This is a genomic window from Humibacter sp., from assembly GCF_051954055.1.
Taxonomy (GTDB): Bacteria; Actinomycetota; Actinomycetes; order Actinomycetales; family Microbacteriaceae; genus Humibacter.
Map to the genome: position 1 here is coordinate 1 of NZ_JBQCIE010000012.1, position 24,647 is coordinate 24,647.

Consider the following 24,647-nt stretch of genomic DNA (forward strand, 5'->3'; position numbering starts at 1 on the left):
CGTGCGCATCTGGCCGGCCGCACGAACGTGCTCGAGCAGGCAGCGATCGCTCTCGCTCTGGGCCGCCTCGCCGACCACGGTGCCGACGAGTGGACGCGCACCAGCCATGAACGCATCGTCGCTGCTCTGCTCGGCAGGCGAGTCGCAGGCGAGGCGTCGTTCGCGGACCGGCTCGAGGCGAGCGGCGTCCCGGTAGCCGGCCGAACCCTGCTGGGCCTCGCCGCTCGGGTCCGCGGAAGCGCTCAGGGCGCGACTGCCGCGGCGACTGCGGTGCGAGAGCTCGGTGTGCCGGCCATCACCGCGCCGCATCCCTCGATGGATGCCGGCACGAGCGTGATCATCGCGTCCCTGCCTTCAGGGACCAGGCTGTCCGACCAGGTGCTGCAGTCGTTCGCCGCAGCTGTCGCGAAGGCAGCGGACGCTCCGCCGGCCGACGTGACCGTGGCGATCGGAGCGGATGCCGACGGCGTGCCAGGGCTGCTGGCATCCGTCGAGCAGGCGACCGAGCTGCTGACCCCGCGCGACGACCACAAGCGCCGCGGCCCACTCATCGTGCGCGTCGAGGACCGCCCGCTGCTGCGGCTGCTGAACTCGTTCGGCAGCGATCCGCGGCTGCAGGCGCACAGTGAACGCATGCTCGCCCCATTGATCGAGCACGACCTGCGTCGCGGAGGCGACCTGCTCGACGTGCTCACGGCGTATCTCGCCTACCCGGGCAACCGCACCCGTGCGGCAACCGCGAGCCACCTGTCCCGGTCCGTGTTCTACCAGCGCATCGCCCTGATCGAGGATCTACTGGCGGTCTCGCTCGACGACGGCGAGGTGGTCAGCGCTCTGCACGCCGCCCTGCTCGCCCGCCGCACCGGCCACTGACGACTGAGCCGAGCGCACAGCGAGCTCGCTCGCTTTGCCGAGGCGATGGAGTCAGTTGAGCGCGTAGCGCGAACACTGACGACTGAGCCGAGCGCAGAGCACGCTCGCGTGCTCTGCCGAGCCGATTGAGTCAGTTGAGCGCGTATCGCGAACACTGAGGGCCGCTAGCCGGGGGCACGTCACAGGTCAAGCGGGTTCGCGCGGCACAGCCCGCAACTATGGAGACACGTTGCAAGAGCCTGTCTCCAAACCTGTGGTTCGGTCGCAGGCACCCCGCACCTTGTGAGACATGGCTGAAAGTCTGCGGGAACGCCGGCCAGCAGTCCGCCAGCAATTTGCACGGCAATACCCTGGGCTATACTCTGGTTATGTCTAAGGTGATGGTCTCGCTGCCCGACGACCTGCTCGCCGAGATCGATGAGGAGTCGCGCCGCCGCTCCAGCAGCCGGAGCGCGTTTCTCGCCGAGGCGGCCCGTCGTGAGTTGAGGCGACCACAGCCCGAAGCGATCGATGCGGCGATCGCGAGGTCGACGACGCGTTTCGATCGCTCCGGTGTCTTCGAAGCCGCAGAGCTCGTGCGCACCGATCGGGATGCGCGCCGGTGACTCGCGTTCTCATCGACACGTCGGTACTGATCAAGTGGTTTCATTCGAAGGGCGAGAGCGAGCTGGATGCGGCACGAGCCCTTCGCTCAGCGCACCTGCGGGGCGAGATCCAGGCGCACGTGATCGATCTCGCCGTGTATGAGGTCGGCAACGTGCTCTCGCGTGCTCTGCACTGGAGCGCCACGGATGTCGCGGACCAGCTCGATGATCTCGCGGTCGTGCTCGGACCGCCGGTCGTGGTGGATTCGGCGATGCTGCGATCGGCGGCGACCCTCGCGGACACGCACAGTCTGTCGTTCTACGACGCCTGCTGGGCTGCGGCCGCGCACGAACTGGGCATCGCCCTGATCAGTGCCGACCGCTTGCTGCTGCAATCCGATCTGGCCGAGTCTCCCACCGAGGCCGCCGAACGACTGCGTCTGCTGCCGCGCCGGACTTGAGCAGGCACTCGGCCTAGCCAGTCCAGCGAACGCCTGCGTCGTCGGCCGCGCCAGATAGGCGCCGATCGCGCGTGAAGAGTCGCACGTCGCCTGCAACGAGGACCGACGCGAGCAGGTGCAGGTCGACGATGCTCAATCCCTTGCCGAATAAGTGCCGATTCTCGATCAATGTCAGCACCTCGTCGTTCGAGGCCTCCGGTGCTTGCGGGAGTCTGGCGAGCAGTTCGAGAACCGTTGCACGTTCTCGGATGCTTCCGAGGGCGAGTTCACCGATGACCAAGGGATGACCGACCACCAGGTTCGCCTCGAGCAGTGGGACCAGCATCTTGTCGCTGCGGTGGAGGTGGTCGATCCACACCGAGGTGCCGACGAGAACGAGACTCATGCGGCAGGGCGACGCCGCGGCGGAGCGGATGCCTCGGGATCACTGCCGCCCAGCGAGGCAAGTCGTCGCGCGCTCTCCCGAGCGACAAGAGCCTCGAGGCCGAGACGCACGAGGGAGCCGGTGTCATCGCGGCCGGTGAGTTCGGCCGCCTTCTTCATCAGTTCGTCGTCGAGTGTGACGGTTGTCCGCATGATCGCCCCCGCATCACAGAATGCATCAATGATACGCGTTGAGAGGCAGAGCTTCCTCAGCCGCGGCTGCGGCGCGTCACCAGCCCGTTGAGCAGGGCCACCGCGAGGGCGACCACGAAGATGATCGTGCCGAAGCACAGCACCTGCGGCGGGAGCCCGACCTTCGCTGCGCCGTACACGAACAGCGGGAACGTCACGGTGGGGCCGGCGACGAAGCTCGTGATCACGTAGTCGTCGATCGACATCGCCAGAGCCAGCGCGGCGCCGGCGAGCATGCCGGGCAGCAGCAGCGGGAACGTCACCTTCCAGAACGCCGTGAACGGGTTGGCGCCGAGGTCGCCCGCGGCCTCCTCGAGCACCTTGCCCATGCCCGACAGGCGAGCACGGATGACGACCACCACGTACGCGATGCAGAACGTGACGTGCACGAGAAGGATGGTCAGGTATCCGAGCGGAACACCCGACGACAGGAAGAACGACAGCGACGCAGCACCGACCACGATCGACGGTGCGGCGATGTCGGAGAACACGACAGCGCTGAGCGGCCCGCGCAACAGGAATCGATGACGCTCCAGCGCCATCGCCAGCGGAACCCCGATCGCGATCGAGATGATCGCCGACAGCACCGCGATCTCCACCGACACCAGGAACGAGTCGCCCAGGCCGCTCACCTGGGTGAGGTTCTGGTACCAGTAGGTCGTGAAACCGTGCCACTGGAACGTGATGCGGTTCGTCGGGGTGTTGTTGAAGCTGTAGACGATCATCACCAGGATCGGGATCAGCGTGATGCCGATGACGACCCAGTAGATGATCGGCAGCAGCGGTCGCTTGCGGTCGCGGCGCTCGCCGATGGGCTCGTGCACCGGCTGCGCGGTGGTGACCGGCTGCGTGGCCAGCGGGTTCGCGGCGGTCATACCAGGTCCTCGATGTTGTCGGTGCCGGCGATGCGGGCGTACGCGAAGAGGATGATGCCCAGCACGATCATGAGCACGGTCGAGAGAGCCGCGGCCACGTTGTACTGCTGATTGGTGAGGTAGGCATCCTGAATCGCCTGCCCGATCACGTACGTGTGAGTGCCGCCGAGCAGCGACGCGTTCACCGGGTCGCCGGCGCAGTCGATGAACACCAGCAGCACGCCCGCGAAGATCCCGGAGCGGGTGAGCGGCAGGATCGTGCGCGTGAACGTCGCCGTCTTGTTGCCGTACAGGTCGGCGGATGCCTCGATCAAGCGAGGATCGATGCGCTCCAGCGCCACGTAGATGGGCAGCACCATGAACGCGAGATCGTTGTACGCAAGCCCGCCGATCACCGCCGCGTTCGTGCCGAGGATGTGGAAGTCCTTGCCCGCCAGCTGCAGGTCGCGCAGCACGGTGAGCACCGGGCCCTGGTCGGAGAGCACGAACGCCCACATGTCGGTACGGATGACGAACGAGACGAAGAAGCTCAGCATCACGAGCAGCAGCAGCGCGTTCTTCCAGCGCGGCGAGACCCGGAACGCGATGAAGTACGCGAGCGGGAAGCCGACGACGATCGTGATCAGGGTGGCCGCCACCGCGTACAGCAGACCGCGGATGAGGAACGTGAGGTAGGGGACATCCGAGTTCACGAAGAGGTCGGAGTAGACGCTCCAGTTCCAGGTGAACGTGTAGCCGTCCTGCGGGTTGCCGGTCATCAGCGACACGGCAAGGCCCGAGACGAGCGGGATGACGAACAGGATGAGCAACCACGCCGAGCCGACGAGGCCGAGCAGGTAGGGGGTCGAGTGGCGCATCAGGCTGCGGCGGAACCGGCCATCCTTGCGCTCCAGCGGCGCTTGTTCGGTGGGTGTTCCGGGGCGGGCGAGTGTGGGAGTGACGGTGGTCATGACTGGATCACAGGGTTGAACACCTTGTTCCATTCGTCGTATTCGTTGTAGTTCCTGAACACGTAGAAGTCGTGCGACTTGGCATCCGTGGCCGGGTCGGGGAACACGAGCGGGCTGTTCGCGACCTTCGGATCGTCCAGCTCGTTCAGGATGTAGTCCTTCGCCTCAGGCACCGGGCACACGTAGTTGACCCAGTCCTCGACCATGCCTGCGACCTCTGGCGTGTAGTAGAAGTCCATCCACTTCAGGGCCGACAGCGGGTTCTCGGCCTGCATCGGGATCATCATGTTGTCGTGCCAGATCATCTGGCCCTCGTCGGGGATGACGAACTTCAGGTGCTTGTTGCCGCCGGCGATCGCCTGGAACACGTCACCGGACCAGGCCTGCGAGATCCAGGTGTCGCCGTTGGAGAGCCGGTCGATGTAGCTCTGGTCGTAGTACCCGGCGACCTGCCCGAGCTGCTGCTGCTTCTTCAGCCACGCCGCAGCCCTTCGCCAGTCCTTCGGTGTCGATTTCGTCGGCTCGACGCCGATCGCCAGCAGCGCGGCACTGCCCAGCTCGGTGTTGTCGCTCATCATGCCGACGTGACCCTTGAAGGCCGGGTCGAGCAGATCCTTGAAGCTCGTGATGGGCCGGTCGATGAGCTTCGAGTTGTAGGCGATCCCGGTGAACCCGGTCTGCCACACCACCGAGTGCTTGTTGCCGGGGTCGTACGGCGGATTGCGCACGTTCCGCGCCGCGTACTTCGCGAAGTTCGGCAGCCGCGAGTGGTCCAGCTCCATGACGAAGCCGTTGCCGATCATCTCGGTCAGCTCCCACCCGTTCGTCATCACGACGATGTCGTACCCGGTCGACTCGTGTGCCCGCAGCTGGGGCGCCACCGTCGCGTAGAACGGAGCGTTGTTCTGGATGACCTGCTGGTAATTCACCTGGATGCCCGTGGCCTTGGTGAACTTCTGCAGCGACGGGAACTTGCCTTTGTCCTGGTCGATGTAGAGCGGCCAGTTCGCGAAGTTCAGGCGATTGGTCGCCTTCTGCTTCGACCAGAACGCGGGCCAGTCCACCTTCTGTTGCGCCTGGCTCGAGACGGAGCCCTGGATGCTGCATCCCGCCAGCGCCGACCCGAGGGCTGCTACGCCGACACCGCCCAGCACGCCCCCCAGCATGGTGCGCCGGGAGAGCCGCGCCTCGGTGAGGCCTCGCCACAACGCGGGGTCGTGGCGAGGCGTCATGATGCGGCTCCGGATGTCCGGTTCGGCTCCTCTGCGTCCGCCTCCGCAGCCTCCCGCTCCTTCTCCGCGGCGAGCGGTGTCGGTTCGGGGGAGGGGGCGAGCACGAAGGCGTGCCCGGGATCCCAGGTGAGGATGACCTGCTCACCGGGGCGTGCGCGCGAGGAGTCGGCCAGGTTCTGGGCGAAGGCCTTGAGCACTCCACCCCACGGCGTGGACACCTCGTACTCGGTGCTAGCACCGAGATACGTGGCGGTGACGACGGTGCCGAGCACGGTGTTGGACTGCGAAACCGAGCCCGGCTCGACCTGCCGGCTCGTGGCATCCGCTCGGGTCACGACGAGCTTCTCGGGGCGGATGCCGATGCGCGCGCCCACGGGCAGGCGTCCGTCGACGCCGCTGACGTCGAGCCGGCTGCCGTCGGGCAGTCGAAGTGCGCCGGCCGTGCCGTCCGGCTGCGCTCCGTCGAACTGGGGCGCGATCACGTTGCAGGTGCCGAGGAACTCGGCGACGAACTGCGTGGCCGGTCGGTCGTACACCCGGTCGGGCGAGCCGATGTCTTCGGTGCGTCCGGTGTTCATCACCGCGAGCCGGTCGGCCATCGACATGGCCTCGTTCTGGTCGTGCGTCACGTAGAGGAACGTGATCCCGACCTCGCGCTGGATGCGCTTGAGCTCCAGCTGCATCGTCTTGCGGATCTTCGCATCCAGAGCACCCATCGGCTCGTCGAGCAGAAGCACCTTCGGCTCGTTAACGAGGGCGCGGGCGAGTGCGACGCGCTGCTGCTGACCGCCGGAGAGCTGCAGCGGACGGCGCTTGCCGTACCCCTTCAGGCCCACCATCTCCAGGTTGCGTTCGACCTTCTCGCGGATCTCCGCGTTCGCCACCTTGCGGCGCCGCAGCCCGAACGCGACGTTGTCGAACACGGTCAGGTGCGGGAACAACGCGTACGACTGGAACACCGTGTTCACGTCCCGCTTGTACGGCGGGAGCATCGTCACGTCGCGGCCGTCGAGGTAGATGTGACCGAGGCTGGGCAGCTCGAACCCGCCGACCATGCGGAGGGTGGTGGTCTTGCCGCATCCGCTGGGGCCGAGCAGCGCGAAGAACTCGCCCTGCTTCAACTCCAGGTCGATATCGTCCACCGCGATCGCATCGCCGAACCGTTTCGTGACGTGCCGGATCGAGATGGCCGGTTCGCCCGTTCCGCCGGATGCGTCGGAAAGGGCGGATGCCGCGCTGTCGCTCGCCAGGGTCGTCATTGTTCTCCTTCGAAACGACCGTCTGACAGCGAGGTGCGTCGATGCTCGCGCTCCGTCGCGGAGCTTCGTGCCGAGGGGTGCTGCCGGACGATTTGTGTCATTCTGCCAAGCCCCAGCTTGGCGCATCGAACAATTTCGGTCGTGAATCGACGGAGTCTCCGGGCATTTCGTCCGGTGCCGTGGTTCGAGCCCGGCGCAGCGACTAGCGTACGAGGCCCTCCTGCAGCCGCCGGATGATTGCTCCGAGCTCTCCGGAGGCGAGGAGTCCGGGACCGAGCGGACCGCCCGAGTCCTCGCCGACGGCCGGCAGCTGCAGGAGCGCCGACTTCGCCTCCGGGGTCAGGTGTTCGAGCTGCCATCGGATTTCGTCTTCGAGGGCGTCCGGGCGCTCCGGTGCGGCCAGTCCCGCGGCCCGCGCCGCGTACGCCGCCGCCCCGAGCGCGTGCGCTCCCATGTGCGCGACACCGGATGCCTGCGCGGCGGCACGCGCAGCGGCGACGGCTGCCGCTGAGTCCGCCGCGTGCGCGGCGCGGCCGGCGATGAAGCGCCGCCTGATCTCCTCGGCCGCTCCGAGTTCGCCGCGCGAAAAGGCGCGCGCCCGGGCGATCGCGTCACGCGGACGCCCATCGTCAGACACCTCTGTCTCGAAGAGCGGCAGAACTCGCTCGGCACAGTCGGCGGCCCAGCCGGCGACGATCCGGCGGTCGTGCTCGCTCAGGGAGTGGGCCCCCATCACGAAGGGACCCGCGCGCCGCGGAGCGGCGGGTGGGATAGCGATAGGGACGGGGAAGGCATGTCAGCACCTTCTCATGATCGGTCGAGGCGGGCCCGGTGCCCGCTAGCATGTGCACCATGACGGCGACAGTCGCCGCACCATCCCTTCTCCGCGGCGACCGTGCGTTGCCCCGGTACGCCTGGCTGCCCGTGTTCTCCGCCATGGGCGCGCTGCTGCTCCTGCTCGGGGCGACCGCCAACGCGTACGGGTACCACCGCGACGAGCTCTACTTCCGCATGCTGCCGCCGGCGTGGGGCTACGTGGACCAGCCACCGCTCACCCCGCTGATCGCGCACGCCACCCTCGCGCTCGGCGACCAGCCGTGGGCGATGCACGTGCCCGCCATCCTGTTCGCCGTGGCATCCGTCGGCATCGTCGCGCTGATCACGCGGGAGGTCGGCGGCGGAGCGCTCGCGCAGGGTTTCGCCGCGTGGGGGTACGCGTTCGGCACGGTCACGCTCGTGATGGGGCACTCGCTGTTCACGGCATCGCTCGATCTCATCGTGTGGCCGGCGGTCTTGCTGTTCGTGATCCGCGTCTTCACCCGGACCCAGCCCTGGTGGTGGGTCGTCGCGGGCGTCGTGGTCGGCCTCAGCATGTACAACAAGCTGCTGATCGCCATGTTGCTGGTCGGCATTGCGGCGGGCATCCTCATCATGGGTCCGCGACGGGCGCTCGCCTCCTGGTGGCCGTACGCCGGAATCGCCGTCGCCCTGGTCGTCGGCGCACCGAACCTCATCTATCAGGCGGTGAACGGATGGCCGCAACTGCAGATGGGCGCAGCGCTCGCGGCGGAGAAGAGCGGCGACGTGCGTCCGCTTCTCGTGCCGTTCATCCTGATCGAACTCGGTCCGCTCGTCGTTCCGGTGTGGATAGCCGGCATCGTCGCCCTGCTGCGCCGCAAGGAGTGGCGGTCGCTTCGATGGCTGCCGATCGCCTTCTTCGTCGTCATCGCGCTCGTGTTCTTCGCCGGCTCGCAGGTGTACTACGGCTACGGCATCCTCGCCGTGGTCTTCGCGATCGGATGCGTGCCCGCCGCCGACTGGGCCCGTCGCGCGGGCTGGCGGATCGGTCTCGTGATCGCGGCGATCGTGCTCGACGGGGCGGTGAGCATCCTTCTCTCCCTGCCCGTTCTACCGGTGGCGACGAGTGCGAAGACGCCGATCGGGGCGATCGATCAGGCGATCCGGGATCAGGTCGGATGGCCGCAGTACGTCGCCGAGATCGACCACGTCGTCCGCGAGGCGCCTTCGTCGCGCACGGCCATCATCGCCACGAACTACGGCGAGGCCGGTGCGCTCGAGCGCTATCTGCCGCCCGGATCGCCTCCCGTCTTCAGCGGGCACAACGCGCTCGCCTCGCTCGGCGAGCCCACGGCATCCACGACCCGCTTCGTGTTCGTCGGCGCCGAGCTTCCTCGTGCCGAGCAACTGTTCCGGCACTGCGCGATCGAGGGGCGGCTCGACGACCTCGTCGGGATGGACAACGAGGAGCAGGGCCAGCCGATCGCGGTGTGCACCGGTCCGATGGTGAGCATTCGCACGCTGATGCAGCGGCTCGCGCACCTGGGATGACGGTGCGTGATCGCACTCGCCGCCCGCCGAACCTCACAGCCTCCCGGCGGCCGCTCCAGCACCCGCACAGCATGACCGGCGAGAGTTGATGTCGTGGAGATCGCTGTCGACATCGTGCTCGCGCTCGCCGCGGTCGCCGCTATCGCAATCGGCTGGCGTCGCGGAGCGCTGGTCACTGCGCTCTCGATGGTGGGCCTCGTCGCCGGACTCTGGATCGGGCTCTTGCTCGCTCCCCTCATGGTCGGATGGGTGATGCCCGTCGGCCACGGCAGCATGATCGCCCGCACCGTTCTCGCGGCCGTCGTCGTGCTGGTGTGCGGTTCCGTTCTCTACGGCGTGGCATCCAGTCTCGGTGCCGTGCTGCGTGGCCGCATCGGTCGGCGCGGCGCCCTGAACGGCATCGACGCGACCGGCGGTGCGGTCGTCGGCCTGCTCGCGTGGGCCGCCGTCGTGTGGCTCGTCGCGGGATTCGCCCAGTCGTCGTCGATCTACCCGGCATCGCAACTGGCATCCGCTTCCCGCATCGTGACGGTGCTCGATGACATCGCGCCGGTGCCTCCGGCGACAGCGCTCGGAGCGCTCGACGACGCGCTCGCCGGCGCGGGCCTCCCCAAGGTCTTCTCCGGCAACGAGACCATTCCCGACACCGCGGCGCCCGACCCGACGATCCCGGCCGCCGTTCGGGCCGAGTCGCAGAGCGTGGTCAAGGTCGAGGCAGTGCAGTCGAGCTGCTCCATGGAATCCAGCGGAAGCGGCTGGGTCGAGGCATCCGGCGTCGTGGTGACGAACGCACACGTCGTCGCCGGCTCCTCCTCGGTGGAGGTCGTCTCGCAGGACGACCGTTCGTACCAGGCATCAGTCGTCGCGTTCGACCCCGACCGCGACGTCGCCGTGCTTCGAGTGCCCGGCCTCGGTGCGCCGGCGCTCCGGATGGGCGGCACCATGGCCGCGGGAGATCCTGCCGTGGTCGCAGGCTTCCCCGGCGGCGGCCCGTACACGGTGGGCGGGGCGCGGATCCGCGGTGAGCTCACGGCCGCCGGGACGGACATCTACCAGCACGACGCGGTCATCCGCGATGTGTACTCGCTGCGAGCGATCGTGCGCCCCGGCAACTCGGGCGGGCCGCTCTTCGACGACCGGGGCGACGTGGTCGGCATGGTCTTCGCCCGTTCGACGACGGATGCCGACACCGGCTACGCGCTCACCCTCGGCGAGGTGCGCCCCGTGCTCTCCACGGCGGGGCCGACACCGGTCGCGACCGGCGTCTGCACGTCGGAGTGAACGGGCGGTCTACCCGCGCCCATCGGCATCCGAACGAGCACTCGCTGAACACTGCGTGAACTCGATGAACGCCCGGTGAACCCGCCCGAATCGGGTGCCAGCATGACATCCCGTGCGGCAAGGGGCGAAGTACGGGGCACTGGCGGGCGCGATCGTCGTCGTCATCGCGGCCGGCGTCGTGCTCACGCTCGTGACGCGCGCTCGACCGAGTGACAGGCATTCGGATGCCTACCTCGTTGACGCGGGCATCTCCGGCTGCGGCACCGGCTGGTCTCAGCCGACCGCCGGCGTGCAGACGTTCGACGTGACGAACACCTCGATCGCGGGCATGGAGGTCTACCTGCAGTCGGCGGCGACGAAGGATGTCTACCTCGACCTCGAGGCCCTCGGCGCCGGAACGACTGGACGCGGCCAAGCGGTGCTCGGCGCCGGCAGGTACCGCTTCGTCTGCCTGCCGGCGGATGCGGATCCCATCGCCGGACCGGTCGTCACCGTGTCGGGCCCGAAGCACGTCGCGCACGCGACCACCGGTATCCCCCCGGTGACGCAGAACGACCTCATCCCCGCCTCGAAGCAGTACGGCGCCTGGATCGAGAGCCGGTTGCCCGTACTGCAGAGCGAGACCGACCGGCTGGCCTCCGACGTGGCATCCGGTGACCTCGGCAGAGCGAAGACGGACTGGCTCATCGCGCACCTCGAGTACGAGACGCTCGGCGCCGCCTATGGCGCGTTCGGCGACGCCGACACCGCCATCAACGGCAGGCCCGCCTCCGGGCGCACGGCGCTCGACGATCCCGAGCTGACCGGGTTCCACAAGATCGAGGCGCTTCTGTTCTCCGGTGCTCAGGCATCGGCGATAGCGCCGTACACCACCCGACTCGGGAACGACGTCGCCGCGCTGCGTGCTGACTTCCCGAACGCCCGCATCGACCCGCTCGACATCGGGCTTCGTGCTCACGAGATCCTGGAGAACGCCCTGCAGTTCGAGCTCACGGGCAAGACGGATGCCGGCAGCCACAGCAACCTCGCCACCGTCGACGCCAACCTCACCGGCACAGTGCACGCGCTCGGACCGCTGCGGGGCATCCTGAAGACCCGTTACCCCGACCTGGCGAAGACGGATGCCGCGATCGCGGCCACGCAGCACCTCCTGGAGTCGTTCCGTCAAGCGGACGGCTCGTGGGCAGCGCTGAACACCCTCACGACGGCACAGCGCGAGCAGCTCGACGCGCACGTCGACGCCACCCTCGAACTCCTCGCACCGATCGCCGCGATCTGCGACGTGCGGAGGTCGGCGTCGTGACGGCCGAGCTGGCCCGCCGCGGCTTCCTGCACGGCCTCCTTGGCGCCGGCATCGCCGCCCCCATCGCGGCCGCCGCGTCGGCCGAACCGGCTGCCGCCGCGTCGGCCGAACCCGGCGCCGCCTCCAAGGCCGCCTCGTACGCGTTCCACGGAGCGCACCAGGCGGGCGTCCTTACGCCGGCGCAGCGCAATGCGACGTTCGCCGCGTTCGATCTCACGGCATCGGGTCGGGTCGAACTCACCGACCTGATGAAGGCCATCACCGATCGGGCACGCTTCCTCACCGTGGGCGGAACGCCGCAGACCGTCGGCATCACGGCTCCTCCCGCCGACTCCGGGGTTCTCGGACCGCAGGTGCCCGCCGACGGGCTGACCGTTACCGTCTCGCTCGGGGCATCCGTCTTCGACGACCGATACGGGCTCTCCGGCCTCAAGCCGCATCGGCTGCGCACCATGGAGGACTTCCCGAACGACGACCTCGACCGCGCCTCCTGCGACGGCGACGTGCTGCTCCAGCTCTGCGCGAATAACCCCGACACGGTGACCCACGCACTCCGCGACATCGCGCGAGCGACCCGAGGCGCGATGCAACCGCGCTGGCGGAAAGACGGGTTCTCGTCGCCTCCGCGGCCGTCCGGCACGCCGCGCAACCTGATGGGATTCAAGGACGGCACGTCCGCACCCGCGCTGGCGACGGCATCCGCTCCCGACGAACTGGTCTGGACGCATGCGGGCGCAGCCGAGCCGAGCTGGGTCGAGGGCGGCTCATACCATGTGGTGCGGATCATCCGCATGCTCGTCGAGTTCTGGGATCGCGTCTCGCTGCACGAGCAGGAGAACATGATCGGCCGCCGACGCGACTCCGGCGCCCCTCTGACCGGCACTCACGAGCACGACGATCCCCGGTACGAGACCGACCCGACCGGTGACGTGATCCAACTGGATGCCCACATCCGGCTGGCGAACAACCGGTCGCCCCAGCAGGCGAAGCAGCAGATGCTGCGTCGCGGATACAACTACGACTCCGGCATCGACGTCAACGGCAACTTCGACAACGGACTCATCTTCAACTGCTTCAACCAGGACCTCGAGCGCCAGTTCGTGACCGTGCAGAAACGGCTCGCCGACGAACCGCTCGCCGACTACATCTCGCCGACCGGCGGCGGCTACTTCTTCGCGCTGCCGGGCGTGCGCCACAGAGCCGACTGGTACGCCAGCGGGCTGCTGGCCTGAACGCATCCGCACGGGCCGACAGCATCCCTTCCCGATGAAAGGAAAACGAATGCCGAAGGTGTTCGGGCGACGCACCCTGCGCGTCGCCGCCATTCCGGTCGCGCTCGCCGCGATCGCGACGACGGTGGCCGTCGCGCTACCGGCGTCCGCCCATCAGCCCGACGACTCAGCCAAGACGACCACGCCGATCAAGCACCTGGTCGTGCTGTTCGACGAGAACATCTCGTTCGACCACTACTTCGGCACGTACCCGAACGCGGCCAACACCGACGGCACGACGTTCACCGCAGCACCGGGAACGCCCGCCGCGAACACCATGCAGAGGGCCGGGCTTATCGCCTCGAACCCGAACGCCTACTCGCCGCAGCGGCTCACGCCGGCACAGGCCGTCACGTGCGACCAGAACCACGGGTACGGCGCGGAGCAGAAGGCCGAGAACGGCGGCGCCATGGACAAATTCGTGGAGTACACCAGCAAAGACACCTGCACCGGCATGTACGGCAGCCCGGGCCTCGCTATGGACTACTACGACGGCAACACCGTCACCGGTCTGTGGAACTACGCACAGAACTACTCGATGAGCGACAACGCATGGGACACCGTCTTCGGGCCGTCCACCCCTGGTGCGCTGAACCTCATCTCGGGGCAGACGCACGACGTCACCTCGATCGACCCGAAGACCGGGCAGCAGACCGCGACACCGGATGCCTACACCGTCGCCTCGCCCGACGCGAACGGCGTCGGAACGGTGATCAACGATCCAGACCCCGCCTACGACGACTGCGCCGACAACAACCACACGTCGTCCAACGCGCTCGCCTCGCTCTCCGGCAAGAACATCGGCGACCTGCTGAACGCGAAGAACGTGACCTGGGGATGGTTCCAGGGCGGATTCGCCCCGACCGCCAAGTGGGACGGCACGAACGGCCACTACGCCGTCTGCGGCGCCACCTCGAAGAACGTGGCAGGCGCGGCATCCGTCGACTACTCGCCGCACCACAACCCGTTCGCGTACTACAAGTCCACGTCGAACCCGCACCACCTGCCGCCGTCGAGCGACCGGATGATCGGCCGCACCGACCAGGCGAACCACCAGTACGGCCTCACGGCGTTCGACACCGCACTACGTCAGAACAACCTGCCGGCGGTCTCGTTCCTCAAGGCGGCCGAGGCGCAGGACGGTCACGCGGGCTACTCCGACCCGCTCGATGAGCAGAAGTTCCTGGTCAAGGAGATCAACGCCATCCAGAAGTCGCCGGAGTGGAAGAGCACGGCGATCGTGATCAACTACGACGACTCCGACGGCTGGTACGACCACGTGGCGCCGACAATCCTGAACGGATCGAAGGATGCCTCGAACGACTCCGCGATCTGCTCGACCTCGTCTGCGCCTGTGGCGGGCGGCTATGCGGACCGTTGCGGGCCGAGCCAGCGCCTCCCCTTCCTCGTGATCTCGCCCTACTCGAAGCAGAACCACATCGACCACACCGCGATCGAGCAGACCTCGATCACCAAGTTCATCGAGGACAACTGGTCGACCGGACGCATCGGCGACTCGTCGTTCGACAAGCGAGCCGGATCGCTGGACGGATTCTTCGACTTCAACCACCCGCAGCAGCGAGCGGTACTGCTGGCCGATGACGGATCGGTCGCGAAGGTCGTTCCTGTGCACGTCCGACCCCGGTGAGCTCTGTTCTGAAGCACCTGCACTGAACCTGCGGGGACCAGCTCCCCGAGCGAACGGGCCGCCTTCGCTCGGGGAGCACACCACGGCAACATCGATTAGACCCGGAGCGCGCTCCGTCCGCAATCATGAAGACATGAAGACCTTCACCCTGCCGCAGACCTCCATCGAGGCGAGCAACGTCATCCTCGGCCTCATGCGCATCCGTGACCTCGACGACGACCAGATCCGCACGCTCGTCGGCACCGCCCGCGACGTCGGGATCGACTTCTTCGACCACGCCGACATCTACGGCGGCGACCACGCGTGCGAACGGCGCTTCGGCGATGCGGTGCGCTTCACCGGTGCCGAACGAGAGCAGGTGTACATCCAGTCGAAGGTGGGCATCCGCGACGGCTTCTGGGACTTCTCGAAGGAGCACATCCTCGAGTCGGTCGACGAATCACTGGCTGCGCTCCGCACCGACTACCTCGACGTGCTGCTCCTGCACCGCCCCGACACGCTCATGGAACCGGACGAGATCGCGGATGCCTTCAGCACGCTCCACGACGCAGGCAAGGTGCGGAACTTCGGCGTCTCGAACCAGACGCCGGGCCAGACCGAGCTGCTGAAGCGCTCCGTGCGGCAGCCACTCGTCGTGAACCAGGTGCAGCTGAGCATCACGCATGCGAACCTCATCGCCCAGGGCATCGCCGCGAACATGAACGGGCTCGACCAGTCGATCGACCGCGACAACGGCATCCTCGACTATGCACGCCTGAACGACATCACGCTGCAGGCGTGGTCTCCGTTCCAAAAGGGGTTCTTCGACGGCGTCTTCCTCGGTGACCGCGAGAACCACGCGGAGCTGAACGACGCGATCGACGAGATCGCGGCATCCTACGGCGTGACCCCCACCGCCATCGCCGTTGCGTGGATCACCCGCCACCCCGCGAACATGCAGGTGGTGCTGGGCACCACGAATCCGCAGCGCGTGAAGGATGCCGCAGCCGGCTCCGACCTGCCGCTCACCCGCCCCGAGTGGTACCGCCTCTTCACCGCGGCCGGTCACACCCTCCCGTAGCGCCTCATCGCCGGTCGAGTAGCCGCGAAGCGGCGTATCGAAGCCGGCCGAGCCTTGCACGACCGCGGCCGTCCCGCGTACTCTGGCCGACGGCTCGAATCGATTCGATCCGAACGTCGTCTCGTTCAGGTCGCAGTTTCTGTCGCATCCCGGAACGAATTCCGACAGAAACTGCGACCTGAACGGTGGCGCGGCGGGCGCGGCCGATCCAACATCCACCCTTCACGTAACGAGGAGCACCATGCGCATCACCGTGTGGAACGAGAACTTCCACGAGACGACGCAGCCGGACATCGCGGCGATCTATCCGAACGGCATCCACAGTGCGATCGCTGAGGGGCTGGCGGCGCGTCTGCCGGATGCCGGCATCCGCACGGCGACTCTGCAGCAGCCGCAGCACGGGCTCGATCCGGAGACGCTCGATGCCACGGACGTGCTGCTCTGGTGGGGCCACATGAAGCACGACGAGGTCGACGACGAGGTCGTCGAGAGGGTGCAGCAGCGGGTGCTGGCCGGCATGGGGCTGATCGTGCTGCACTCCGGACACTTCTCGAAGATCTTCAAGCGGCTGATGGGGACGACGTGCTCCCTGAAGTGGCGCAACGAGGCCGAACGCGAGCTGGTGTGGACGGTGAACCCGTCGCATCCGATCGCCGAGGGCATCCCGTCGCCGCTCATCATCGGTGAGCAGGAGATGTACGGCGAGTACTTCGATGTGCCGACGCCGGACGAGCTCGTTTTCGTGAGCTCGTTCTCCGGCGGCGAGGTGTTCCGATCGGGCATCACGTACCGCCGCGGGCTGGGCAAGGTGTTCTACTTCAGTCCCGGTGACCAGGAGTATCCGGTGTTCTACCACGAGGATGTGCGCGACGTTCTCGCGAACGCGGTGCGCTGGGCGGCTCCGGCACGCGGTGTCGCCCAGGTGCCCGAGGTGGCGAACCCGCCGCGGGACTGGTTCGCGCAGCCGTCGGAGCACGAGGAGGAGCGCGCGTGAGCAAGCTGAAGGTCGGAGTCGTCGGTGCCGGCTGGGCCGGACAGCAGCACCTGAAGGGCTTCGCCGCCCTGGAGGATGTGGAGATTGCGGCGTTGGCTGCGATGGAGACCGACCAGGTCGCGGCGCTGCAGGCCGAGTACGACATCCCGGCGACGTTCCAGCGCTGGGAAGGCATGCTCGATGCGGTGCAGCTGGATGCGATCAGCATCGCCACCCCGACCTTCCTGCACGCACCGGTGTCGATCGCAGCGCTGCAGCGGGGCATCCACGTGCTCACCGAGAAGCCGATCGCGGCCGGCGTCGACGACGCGTGCAGCATGGTCGAGGCGGCGCGGGCATCCGGGCGGGTGCTGCAGGTCGTGTTCAACCATCGCCTGCGCGGCGACATCGCCGAGCTCGGGCGCATCCTCGCCTCCGGCGAGCTCGGCACCCCGTACGTCGCCAAGGCCGGATGGTCGCGCCGCGCCGGCATCCCGGCATCCGGCTGGTTCGCCAAGAAGGAGCTGTCGGGAGGTGGGCCGCTGCTCGATCTCGGCGTGCACGTCATCGACTACGCACTGCACCTGCTCGGCGAGCCGGAGGTGGCGACGGTGTCGGCATCCACGTACGCGGAGCTCGGCACGAAGGCACTGGAGGGATTCGACGTCGAAGACATCGCGATCGCGTTCGTGCGCCTGAAGAATGGCGTCACGCTCACGCTCGAGACCAGCTGGGACAGCTTCTCGCGCCACGAGAACGTGTACTGGATGACCGTGTACGGCACCGAAGGCGGCGCCGAACTGCGCGTGGTCGACTACGTCACCAGCGAATTCACCGTGTTCCGCAACGAGGACGGCGTGGTGGCCGACTACGAGGCGACTCCCGGCGACAACGGCGGACACGACCAGGTCGTCGCCGAGTTCGTCGCGGCCATCCGCGCCGGCGAGGCGGAGTGGACCAAGCACGACGGATCCCTCGGCCTGCGTCGCGCCGAGCTCATCGACGCGTGCTACCGCTCAGCCGAAAGCGGCCACGAGGTGTCCCTGGGGTAGGCCGCGGCGCCCGGTTTCATCACGAGACTGCACGCCTACCCCGAGACGGTGGTCATTACCCGCTGTTTCGGGGTAGGCATGCAGTCTCGCGGAAATGGAGACGCGGCCCGCAGCTGCGCACGCCGCTTTAGGATGGTTCGGTGATCGAACCATCTCGGCGGCAGGCCGATGCCCGCGCCGCGGTCAACGCGCTCACCCGCGCCTCTCGCATTCTGGAGCGTTCGCTGCCCGACCTCAGCCTCGCGGACTTCAGGGTGCTCTCCGCAGTGGCGGAGGGAGAGGCTCGGGCGTCGCGGCTCGCGCATCGGCTGGCGCTCGGCAAACCGGCGATCAGTTCCACGGTCGACTCGCTCGTGCGGCGCGGACTGCTCACCAAACAGGCTCACGACGCCGACCAACGCGCGACCGACCTCGTGCTCACCACGACGGGAGAAGCTGCGCGCGCATCGGCAGAAGAGGCGCTCATTGCGGTCGTGACGCAGCTCGTCGACGACACGGACGACCCGGCCGCCACGCTCACGGCACTGGCGTCGCTCGAACCTGCGATCGAGCGAAGGCAGGCATTCATCGCAGCAGCGCGGCACGCGGCGGGGGCTGCCCTTTGACCCAGACGCAGGATCGCAACCAGGCCGATCAGCGACCGGTATCCCCACGCGAGGCAGCCAAGCCCGGATGGCTGCGCCGCCTCGGCCACTACCTCTGGCGCCACCGGGTGAACGTATCGATCGCGGTGTCGGCGGCCATCCTCGGGTCGGCGTGCCAGGTGGCCACACCGCTCATCGCCCGTCAGATCGTCGACGGCGTCATCATCGACAAGTCCGCACCGCTGCTGCCGTGGCTCGCGCTGCTCGTCGGACTGGCCGTCATCGCGTTCGGCTTCGCGTACCTGCGCAGGTACCGCGGCGGCCGCGTCGCGCTCGACGTGCAGAACGACCTGCGCAACAAGATGCACGACAAGCTGCAGCGACTGGATGCCGCCACCCTCGACACGATGCCCACCGGCCAGCTCGTCGCCCGCGCGAACTCCGACTCCGCGCTCGTGCAGGGCCTGCTGAACTTCCTGCCGCTCGTGTCGGGCAACGTGCTCATGATGGTGCTCTCGCTCGTCGTGATGTTTGTGCTCTCGCCACTGCTGGCGATCATCAGCCTCGCCGTGCTGCCCGCACTGCTCATCGTCAGTTACCGGATGCGCCGCCGTGTCTTCCCGGCCACGTGGGACGGGCAGCAGAAGGAGGGCGACCTCGCCGAGATCGTCGACGAAGACGTCGGCGGCGTGCGCGTCGTCAAGGCGTTCGGGCAGGAGCGACGCGAGTTGGAACGTCTCACCGCCACCGCCTCCGCGCTGTACGGATCGCAGATGCGTGCCGTGCGCATCCAGTCGCGGTACCAGCCGCTGCTCGAGGCGGTCCCGGTGCTCGGGCAGGTCGGGATCCTCGCGCTCGGCGGATGGCTCGCCCTCAGCGGCAACATCACGCTCGGCACATTCCTCGCGTTCTCCACGTACATCGCGCAGCTCATGGCGCCCGCGCGGCAGTTGGCGGGCATCCTGACGATCGGACAGATGGCGCGCACCGGGCTCGAGCGGATCTTCCAGCTGCTCGACCTGACGCCGGCGATCCAGGATGCGCCCGACGCCGTCGACCTCCCCGTCCGGCCAGGCACGATCGAGTTCACCGACGTCACGTTCGGCTACGAGCCCGAGACGCCCGTGCTGCGCGACTTCTCGCTCAGCGTGCGACCGGGGGAGCGCGTTGCGCTCGTGGGCGCGAGCGGAAGCGGAAAGTCCACCGTCGGACGCCTGCTCGTGCGGTACTACGACCCCGACGCGGGCGGTGTGGCGATCGGCGGAACGGATGTGCGCGACATCCGCCTCGGATCGCTGCGGCAGTCCATCGGCATGGCCTTCGAAGACGCGTTCCTGTTCTCCGAGTCGGTGCACGACAACATCGCCTACGGCGCACCGGATGCCACCGACGACGAGATCGAGACCGCGGCACGCGCCGCGCAGGCTCACGACTTCATCATGGATCTGCCCCGCGGATACGACACCGTGGTCGGCGAACGCGGGCTCAGCCTCTCCGGCGGACAGCGGCAGCGCATCGCGCTCGCGCGAGCGATTCTGCGCGACCCGGCCATCCTCGTGCTCGACGATGCCACCAGCGCCATCGACGCCCGCACGGAGCAGACCATCCACGACGCGCTGCGCAGCGTGATGGAGGACCGCACGGTGCTGCTGGTCGCCCACAGGCACTCCACGCTGCACCTCGCCGACCGCATCGTCGTACTGGAGCACGGCCGCCTCGTCGACCAGGGAACGCATGACGAGCTCATCGACCGCAGTGACACGTACCGCGCCCTGTTCGGCTCCACGGATGCCGCACGCCGCGGCGAAATCGACGCCCTAGCGGGTGCCGACGTCGACACTGTTCCCGCCGGTCGAGTAGCGCCGTCCGAAGGGCGACGCGTATCGAGACCCGACGACGCCGAAGGGGCTGGTTTCGATACGCCGCCGGCTGGCGCCGCCCGCCACTCAACCGGCGGGGTGGGCGGTGCTGCTTCCGCGCACTCAACGGGCGCGCGGCGCGGCAGCGTGCGGGCCACCGGCATCGGCATGGGGCTCGGCGGCGGAGGCGGCGGCATGCGCGGCATGGGCGCCGGCCTCGCGCCGACCCCCGAGCTGCTGGCCAGGGTCGCCGCGCTTCCCCCGGTGAAGGACTTCCCCGAGATCGACCTCGACCGCGAGGCGCGCCACGAGCGCGACTTCTCCCTCGGCAAGGTGCTGCGCGAGTTCCGCTGTCCGCTGCTGCTCGCGCTCGTGTTCGTCGTGATCGACGCGGTCATCGGACTCCTCGGGCCCGCCGTGGTCAAGACCGGGATCGACGACGGCGTCACCCGAGGCGTCGCAGCCGTGCTGTTCGGGGCATCCGCTCTCTATCTCGTCATCACGATCGCGGACCTGTTCAACGGCATGGCGGAGTCGTTCATCACCGGACGCGCCGCCCAGCGCATCATGCTGTCGCTGCGCATCCGGGTGTTCGCGCAGCTGCAGCGGCTCTCGCTCGACTACTACGAACGCGAGATGGCCGGCCGCATCATGACACGCATGACGACCGACATCGACCAGTTCGAGTCGCTGCTGCAGAACGGTCTGCTCGGAGCGCTCGTGGCGTTCGTCACATTCGTCGGTGTCGGAGTCGCGCTCGTCATCGTGGATGCCCCGCTCGGCCTCGCCGTGCTCACCGTGGTCATCCCGCTGGCCATCGCCACAATGTGGTTCCGCCGTCGTTCGTCCCGGCTCTACGACCTCTCGCGGGAGCGCATCGCCATCGTCAACGCGGCGTTCCAGGAGAGCCTGTCCGGTGTGCGCGAGTCGCAGGCGTTCACCCACGAGGAGGCGACCATGCGCCGCTTCCACGGACACGGCAGCGCCTACCTGCGCTCCCGCGTCGCGGCGCAACGCCTGGTCGCGATCTACTTCCCGTTCGTGCAGTTCCTCTCCGCCATCGCCGACGCCATCGTGCTCGGCCTCGGCGCAGCACTCATCGCGCAGGGCAACCTCACGGCGGGCGCGTTGATCGCGTTCCTGCTCTACATCGACATGTTCTTCTCGCCGATCCAGCAGCTCTCACAGGTGTTCGACGCCTGGCAGCAGACGCGAGTGTCGGTGTCACGCATCTCTGGTCTCATGAAGCTCGAGACGCTGACGCCCGCGCCCGAGCATCCCATCGCCGTCCGCCGGCTGACGGGCGACGTTGCGCTCGACGACGTGCACTTCGCCTACCCGACAGGGGCGGTCTCGACCGAGCTGCGCGGACCGCGGGATGCCCGCGACCCGCTCTCCCGCGACGCCGCGCACCGACGACCGCAGGAGGCGCTTGCCGGAATCGCGCTGGGCATCCGCCCGGGGGAGACCGTCGCGCTCGTCGGCGAGACCGGTGCAGGAAAGTCGACAGTGATGAAGCTGCTCGCCCGCTTCTACGACCCGGACCGCGGCGCGGTGCTGGCCGATGACATCGACCTGCGGAGGCTCGACCTCGGCGACTACCGGCGCAATCTCGGCTACGTGCCGCAGGAATCCTTCCTCTTCACCGGCACGGTAGCGGAGAACATCGCGTACGGGCGGCCGGATGCCCCCGCCACCGCCATCGAGGATGCCGCCCGCGCGGTAGGCGCCCACGACATGATCGAGACGCTGCCGTACGGCTACGACACGCCGATCGCCGAACGCGGCAAGTCGCTCTCCGCCGGGCAGCGGCAGCTGATCGCGCTCGCCCGAGCCGAGCTCGTGGACCCCGCGATCCTGCTGCTCGATGAGGCGACCAGCAACCTCGACCTCGCCACGGAGGCACGTGTGACGGATGCCATGCACCGCCTCGCCCGCGACCGCACCACGGTGCTCATCGCGCACCGTCTGCAGACCGCGATGGGTGCACACCGCATCGTGATGCTCGACCACGGCCGGGTCATCGAGGTGGGCTCGCACGACGAACTCCTGGAGCGTGACGGCGCCTACGCCGCGATGTGGCGGGCGTTCGAGCTCGCGACCACGTGAATCGAGCCGCTCAGCGGGGCTGCGCGGCCGCGCGCTGCTCGCCCGGCTGCTCCGGAGCCACGATCCGGGCCTGCAGCCTGCGGACGGCATCCAGATAGTCGCCGGTCCAGACGATGCGCACGGCGGTCGGCGTGCTCTTGCCCGACTCGTCACTGAGGTCGAGACGCACCGAGTCGATCAGCTCACTCGTCAGAACGGGACTGGGCTCAGGGGCCGACGGCGGCTCATCGCGCCGCAGGAGGCTGGCGCCCAGCTGTCTGCACCACTGGCTCAGCACGGCCGACGACGCCTCGAGCGCACGCCTGGCCCGCGCGCGATCGCCCTGGGTCGTGCCATCCTCGTCGCTCCACATGTCGACGATCGCGTCGCACACCAGCCGAATGGCGGCAACACCGGCGACGGCGGCGGATGCCTCGGCCAGCGGCACGCGACGAGTGGAGCGCTCCGTGAGATAGGTGCGGAACGTGTCGTCCAGCCTGCGTGATGCCGCGGCCGTGCGTCTGGCCTCCGTCGCCGGGAGTGGATGCTTGGCCACGCTCGCATCGCATCGGTCAACCCCGAACGCCACCGCCGCGAACAGGTAGTCCGCCAGGCTCGAGTACGCCTCCGAGAGTGCCCCGCGGAGTGCGGCCGCGGCTCCGCGCGGCCAGAACAGCAGGCCGACGAACAGGCTGACCAGAAAGCCGAGCACGATGTCTTCGATGCGGTAGAGGCCGACGCTCCAGCCGACGGGCTCGATGATGTTGAACAGGAGCACGAGCGTGAGCGTGAAGGCGGCCTGTCCTGCCGCGAACGAGATCACGGTCGGCGCCACCCCCGCGATGAGCATCGAGACGGGGAGCACGATCCACAGGGCGACAGGGTTCGTGCCCATCACGGCCAGCAACGCACCGCCGAGTACCACGCCGACCGCGGTGCCGATCACTCCGCGCAGCGCGTTCTGTCCCGTGCTCAGCGCGTTCGTCCGCAGCACCGACATCGTGCCGAGCACGACCCAGAACGAGTGCTGCACGCCGGTCAGGTCCGCCAGTAGCACGGCGACGCCGAGGGCTGCTGCTCCGCGGATGCTGTTGTGCAACCACACCGAATGCCATTCCAGCTGTGCACGTGCGCGCTCGAGCCCGGCGCTGAACGTTCCGATCAGGTCACCTGGCTGCCTTCCCAGCGCCTTGTCCCACCAGCTGCGGCGCTCGGCCGCTGCGGTCAGCGCGATGTTCCGCCCGACCTGCGACACCGCGTAGCTCAGCTCCTGCGCCCGGAAACCCGGATCCAGCGCCGAGACGAAGCGGTCCGCCTGATCCGTGCCGTCCGACCGGTCAGCCCTGGCGGGCAGGCCGGTCAGGGCGCGTTCGGCCACGGCGGCGCGCGCGTCAGCAAGCCGTGCCAGTGCCTCCTCCAACTCGGCGGTGGCAGCCCCGTGGCTCAACAGGATGTCCGCGCCGCGCTCGAGCACATCGGCGGCCGTGATCTTCGACTGGCAGACATCCCGGTAGACGGCGTCAGAGCCGGCGAACGTGAGCCGCGGCACGAAGGCGGACTGGGCGACGACCGCCTGCAGCCAGTACAGCTCGTCGACGAGCCGCACGACGGTGCGAGCCGGCGTGTTCAGGCCCGTCGGCCGATACGGGGTGGCGAGAAACATGGCCCGCAACGCCTCGACCGTGGCATCCGCTCGAGTGGCGGCGCGGTCGCGCTCTTCCCCCGCCGCCTCGCTGCGTCCGCTGAGCACGAACTCGGCATCCGCCCGCAACCGAGCGGCCAGCGCCCTGCACGCTTCGGCCGCGCTGGTGCGTAGCGGCATCCGAACGGGCGCCGGCCAGAGCAGGGCGATCGCGGCGAACCCCACCAACGACGCGGTTCCCCAGCCGGCCAGGCGTGGCCACAGGGTCTCGATGCCGCCGGGGAGCGAGACCGGCAGGATGAATGTCAGCAGAAGCGCGGTGCTGGCCGAGGCGAGCACATCGCTCACCGTCCCGACGAAGAGCACCACGAACGCGACCACCGCCATCGACAGCGCCCCGAGCCACGCGGGAGCGGCCAGAAGCGTGCCGAGGCACACGAACACGCCGCCGGCGATGGCGAGAGCGAGCTGCGCCTGGAGACGTTCCCTGATCGTGCCGCCGAAGCCGACGAAGAGCAGCATCGCGAGCGACCCGAACGCGCAGAACAGGGAGAAGTCGGGATTGCGCACCACGTAGAAGCCGAACGCGAAGAGGGCGGGCATCACGATCGCCGCTCGTCCCGCCCTTCGCAGGGCTCCGAGGTCGGGATCGTGGCGCTTGAACCACGCCCACGAGCTGTTCAGCACG

At 68.3% G+C, this 24,647-nt stretch carries 21 protein-coding genes; 13 read left to right on the plus strand and 8 right to left on the minus strand.

The genetic code is table 11. From position 1 onward, the window contains the following. The 3 genes from ACTHNC_RS00925 to ACTHNC_RS00935 form a co-directional block, all read left to right on the plus strand. A partial coding sequence (locus tag ACTHNC_RS00925; protein WP_440292707.1) for a helix-turn-helix domain-containing protein occupies positions 1-873 on the plus strand: 873 nt, incomplete at its 5' end. Between the two features lie 368 nt (positions 874-1,241). After that, positions 1,242-1,478, plus strand: coding sequence for a ribbon-helix-helix protein, CopG family (locus ACTHNC_RS00930; protein ID WP_440292708.1), 237 nt, complete (start codon positions 1,242-1,244; stop codon positions 1,476-1,478). Next, a complete protein-coding gene (locus ACTHNC_RS00935; RefSeq protein WP_440292709.1) occupies positions 1,475-1,918 on the plus strand; it encodes a type II toxin-antitoxin system VapC family toxin in 444 nt (147 codons plus the stop codon). The genes ACTHNC_RS00930 and ACTHNC_RS00935 overlap by 4 nt, the downstream gene beginning before the upstream one ends. A gap of 13 nt (positions 1,919-1,931) precedes the next feature. Here ACTHNC_RS00935 and ACTHNC_RS00940 read toward each other — a convergent pair whose 3' ends face one another. The 7 genes from ACTHNC_RS00940 to ACTHNC_RS00970 form a co-directional block, all read right to left on the minus strand. Continuing rightward, positions 1,932-2,303, minus strand: a complete 372-nt coding sequence (locus ACTHNC_RS00940) for a type II toxin-antitoxin system VapC family toxin (RefSeq protein ID WP_440292710.1) — start codon at positions 2,301-2,303, stop codon at positions 1,932-1,934. Then, positions 2,300-2,494 carry a type II toxin-antitoxin system VapB family antitoxin gene (locus tag ACTHNC_RS00945; RefSeq protein WP_440292711.1) on the minus strand — a complete coding sequence of 65 codons (195 nt, stop codon included), beginning with the start codon at positions 2,492-2,494 and terminating at the stop codon, positions 2,300-2,302. The genes ACTHNC_RS00940 and ACTHNC_RS00945 overlap by 4 nt, the downstream gene beginning before the upstream one ends. Before the next feature lie 56 nt (positions 2,495-2,550). Continuing rightward, entirely contained in the window at positions 2,551-3,408 is an 858-nt protein-coding gene (locus tag ACTHNC_RS00950; protein WP_440292712.1) for an ABC transporter permease, read from the minus strand. Continuing rightward, positions 3,405-4,358 carry an ABC transporter permease gene (locus ACTHNC_RS00955; protein ID WP_440292713.1) on the minus strand — a complete coding sequence of 318 codons (954 nt, stop codon included), beginning with the start codon at positions 4,356-4,358 and terminating at the stop codon, positions 3,405-3,407. Before ACTHNC_RS00955 ends, ACTHNC_RS00950 begins: the two co-directional genes overlap by 4 nt. Beyond that, complete coding sequence (locus ACTHNC_RS00960; protein WP_440292714.1) at positions 4,355-5,590, minus strand: polyamine ABC transporter substrate-binding protein; 1,236 nt, start codon at positions 5,588-5,590, stop codon at positions 4,355-4,357. The genes ACTHNC_RS00955 and ACTHNC_RS00960 overlap by 4 nt, the downstream gene beginning before the upstream one ends. Beyond that, positions 5,587-6,849 (minus strand): ABC transporter ATP-binding protein, encoded by a 1,263-nt coding sequence (locus tag ACTHNC_RS00965; RefSeq protein WP_440292715.1) that lies wholly within the window; start codon positions 6,847-6,849, stop codon positions 5,587-5,589. The genes ACTHNC_RS00960 and ACTHNC_RS00965 overlap by 4 nt, the downstream gene beginning before the upstream one ends. A 202-nt stretch (positions 6,850-7,051) precedes the next feature. Next, complete coding sequence (locus tag ACTHNC_RS00970) at positions 7,052-7,582, minus strand: putative immunity protein (RefSeq protein WP_440292716.1); 531 nt, start codon at positions 7,580-7,582, stop codon at positions 7,052-7,054. A 119-nt stretch (positions 7,583-7,701) separates the two neighbouring features. On the opposite strand from ACTHNC_RS00970, the gene ACTHNC_RS00975 reads away from it, so the two are divergent. The 10 genes from ACTHNC_RS00975 to ACTHNC_RS01020 all read left to right on the plus strand — a co-directional run bounded on the left by ACTHNC_RS00975 (position 7,702) and on the right by ACTHNC_RS01020 (position 22,338). Continuing rightward, positions 7,702-9,198, plus strand: a complete 1,497-nt coding sequence (locus ACTHNC_RS00975) for a glycosyltransferase family 39 protein (RefSeq protein WP_440292717.1) — start codon at positions 7,702-7,704, stop codon at positions 9,196-9,198. A 93-nt stretch (positions 9,199-9,291) separates the two neighbouring features. Further along, a complete protein-coding gene (locus ACTHNC_RS00980) occupies positions 9,292-10,479 on the plus strand; it encodes a MarP family serine protease (protein ID WP_440292718.1) in 1,188 nt (395 codons plus the stop codon). A gap of 112 nt (positions 10,480-10,591) precedes the next feature. Beyond that, entirely contained in the window at positions 10,592-11,782 is a 1,191-nt protein-coding gene (locus tag ACTHNC_RS00985; RefSeq protein ID WP_440292719.1) for an imelysin family protein, read from the plus strand. After that, on the plus strand, positions 11,779-13,014 hold the full coding sequence (gene efeB, locus ACTHNC_RS00990) for an iron uptake transporter deferrochelatase/peroxidase subunit (RefSeq protein ID WP_440292720.1): 1,236 nt from the start codon (positions 11,779-11,781) through the stop codon (positions 13,012-13,014). Before ACTHNC_RS00985 ends, efeB begins: the two co-directional genes overlap by 4 nt. Before the next feature lie 49 nt (positions 13,015-13,063). Beyond that, on the plus strand, positions 13,064-14,701 hold the full coding sequence (locus tag ACTHNC_RS00995; protein ID WP_440292721.1) for a phospholipase C: 1,638 nt from the start codon (positions 13,064-13,066) through the stop codon (positions 14,699-14,701). 133 nt (positions 14,702-14,834) lie between these two features. Continuing rightward, positions 14,835-15,761 carry an aldo/keto reductase gene (locus tag ACTHNC_RS01000; RefSeq protein WP_440292722.1) on the plus strand — a complete coding sequence of 309 codons (927 nt, stop codon included), beginning with the start codon at positions 14,835-14,837 and terminating at the stop codon, positions 15,759-15,761. Between the two features lie 241 nt (positions 15,762-16,002). Then, positions 16,003-16,755: a ThuA domain-containing protein gene (locus ACTHNC_RS01005; protein WP_440292723.1), complete on the plus strand. Its 753-nt coding sequence runs from the start codon at positions 16,003-16,005 to the stop codon at positions 16,753-16,755. After that, positions 16,752-17,786: a Gfo/Idh/MocA family protein gene (locus tag ACTHNC_RS01010; protein ID WP_440292724.1), complete on the plus strand. Its 1,035-nt coding sequence runs from the start codon at positions 16,752-16,754 to the stop codon at positions 17,784-17,786. Before ACTHNC_RS01005 ends, ACTHNC_RS01010 begins: the two co-directional genes overlap by 4 nt. Before the next feature lie 140 nt (positions 17,787-17,926). Continuing rightward, positions 17,927-18,391 carry a MarR family winged helix-turn-helix transcriptional regulator gene (locus tag ACTHNC_RS01015; RefSeq protein ID WP_440292725.1) on the plus strand — a complete coding sequence of 155 codons (465 nt, stop codon included), beginning with the start codon at positions 17,927-17,929 and terminating at the stop codon, positions 18,389-18,391. Beyond that, on the plus strand, positions 18,388-22,338 hold the full coding sequence (locus ACTHNC_RS01020) for an ABC transporter ATP-binding protein (RefSeq protein WP_440292726.1): 3,951 nt from the start codon (positions 18,388-18,390) through the stop codon (positions 22,336-22,338). The genes ACTHNC_RS01015 and ACTHNC_RS01020 overlap by 4 nt, the downstream gene beginning before the upstream one ends. Before the next feature lie 10 nt (positions 22,339-22,348). Here ACTHNC_RS01020 and ACTHNC_RS01025 read toward each other — a convergent pair whose 3' ends face one another. Beyond that, positions 22,349-24,646 carry an FUSC family protein gene (locus ACTHNC_RS01025; protein WP_440292727.1) on the minus strand — a complete coding sequence of 766 codons (2,298 nt, stop codon included), beginning with the start codon at positions 24,644-24,646 and terminating at the stop codon, positions 22,349-22,351. Between the last annotated feature and the right edge of the window lies 1 nt (position 24,647).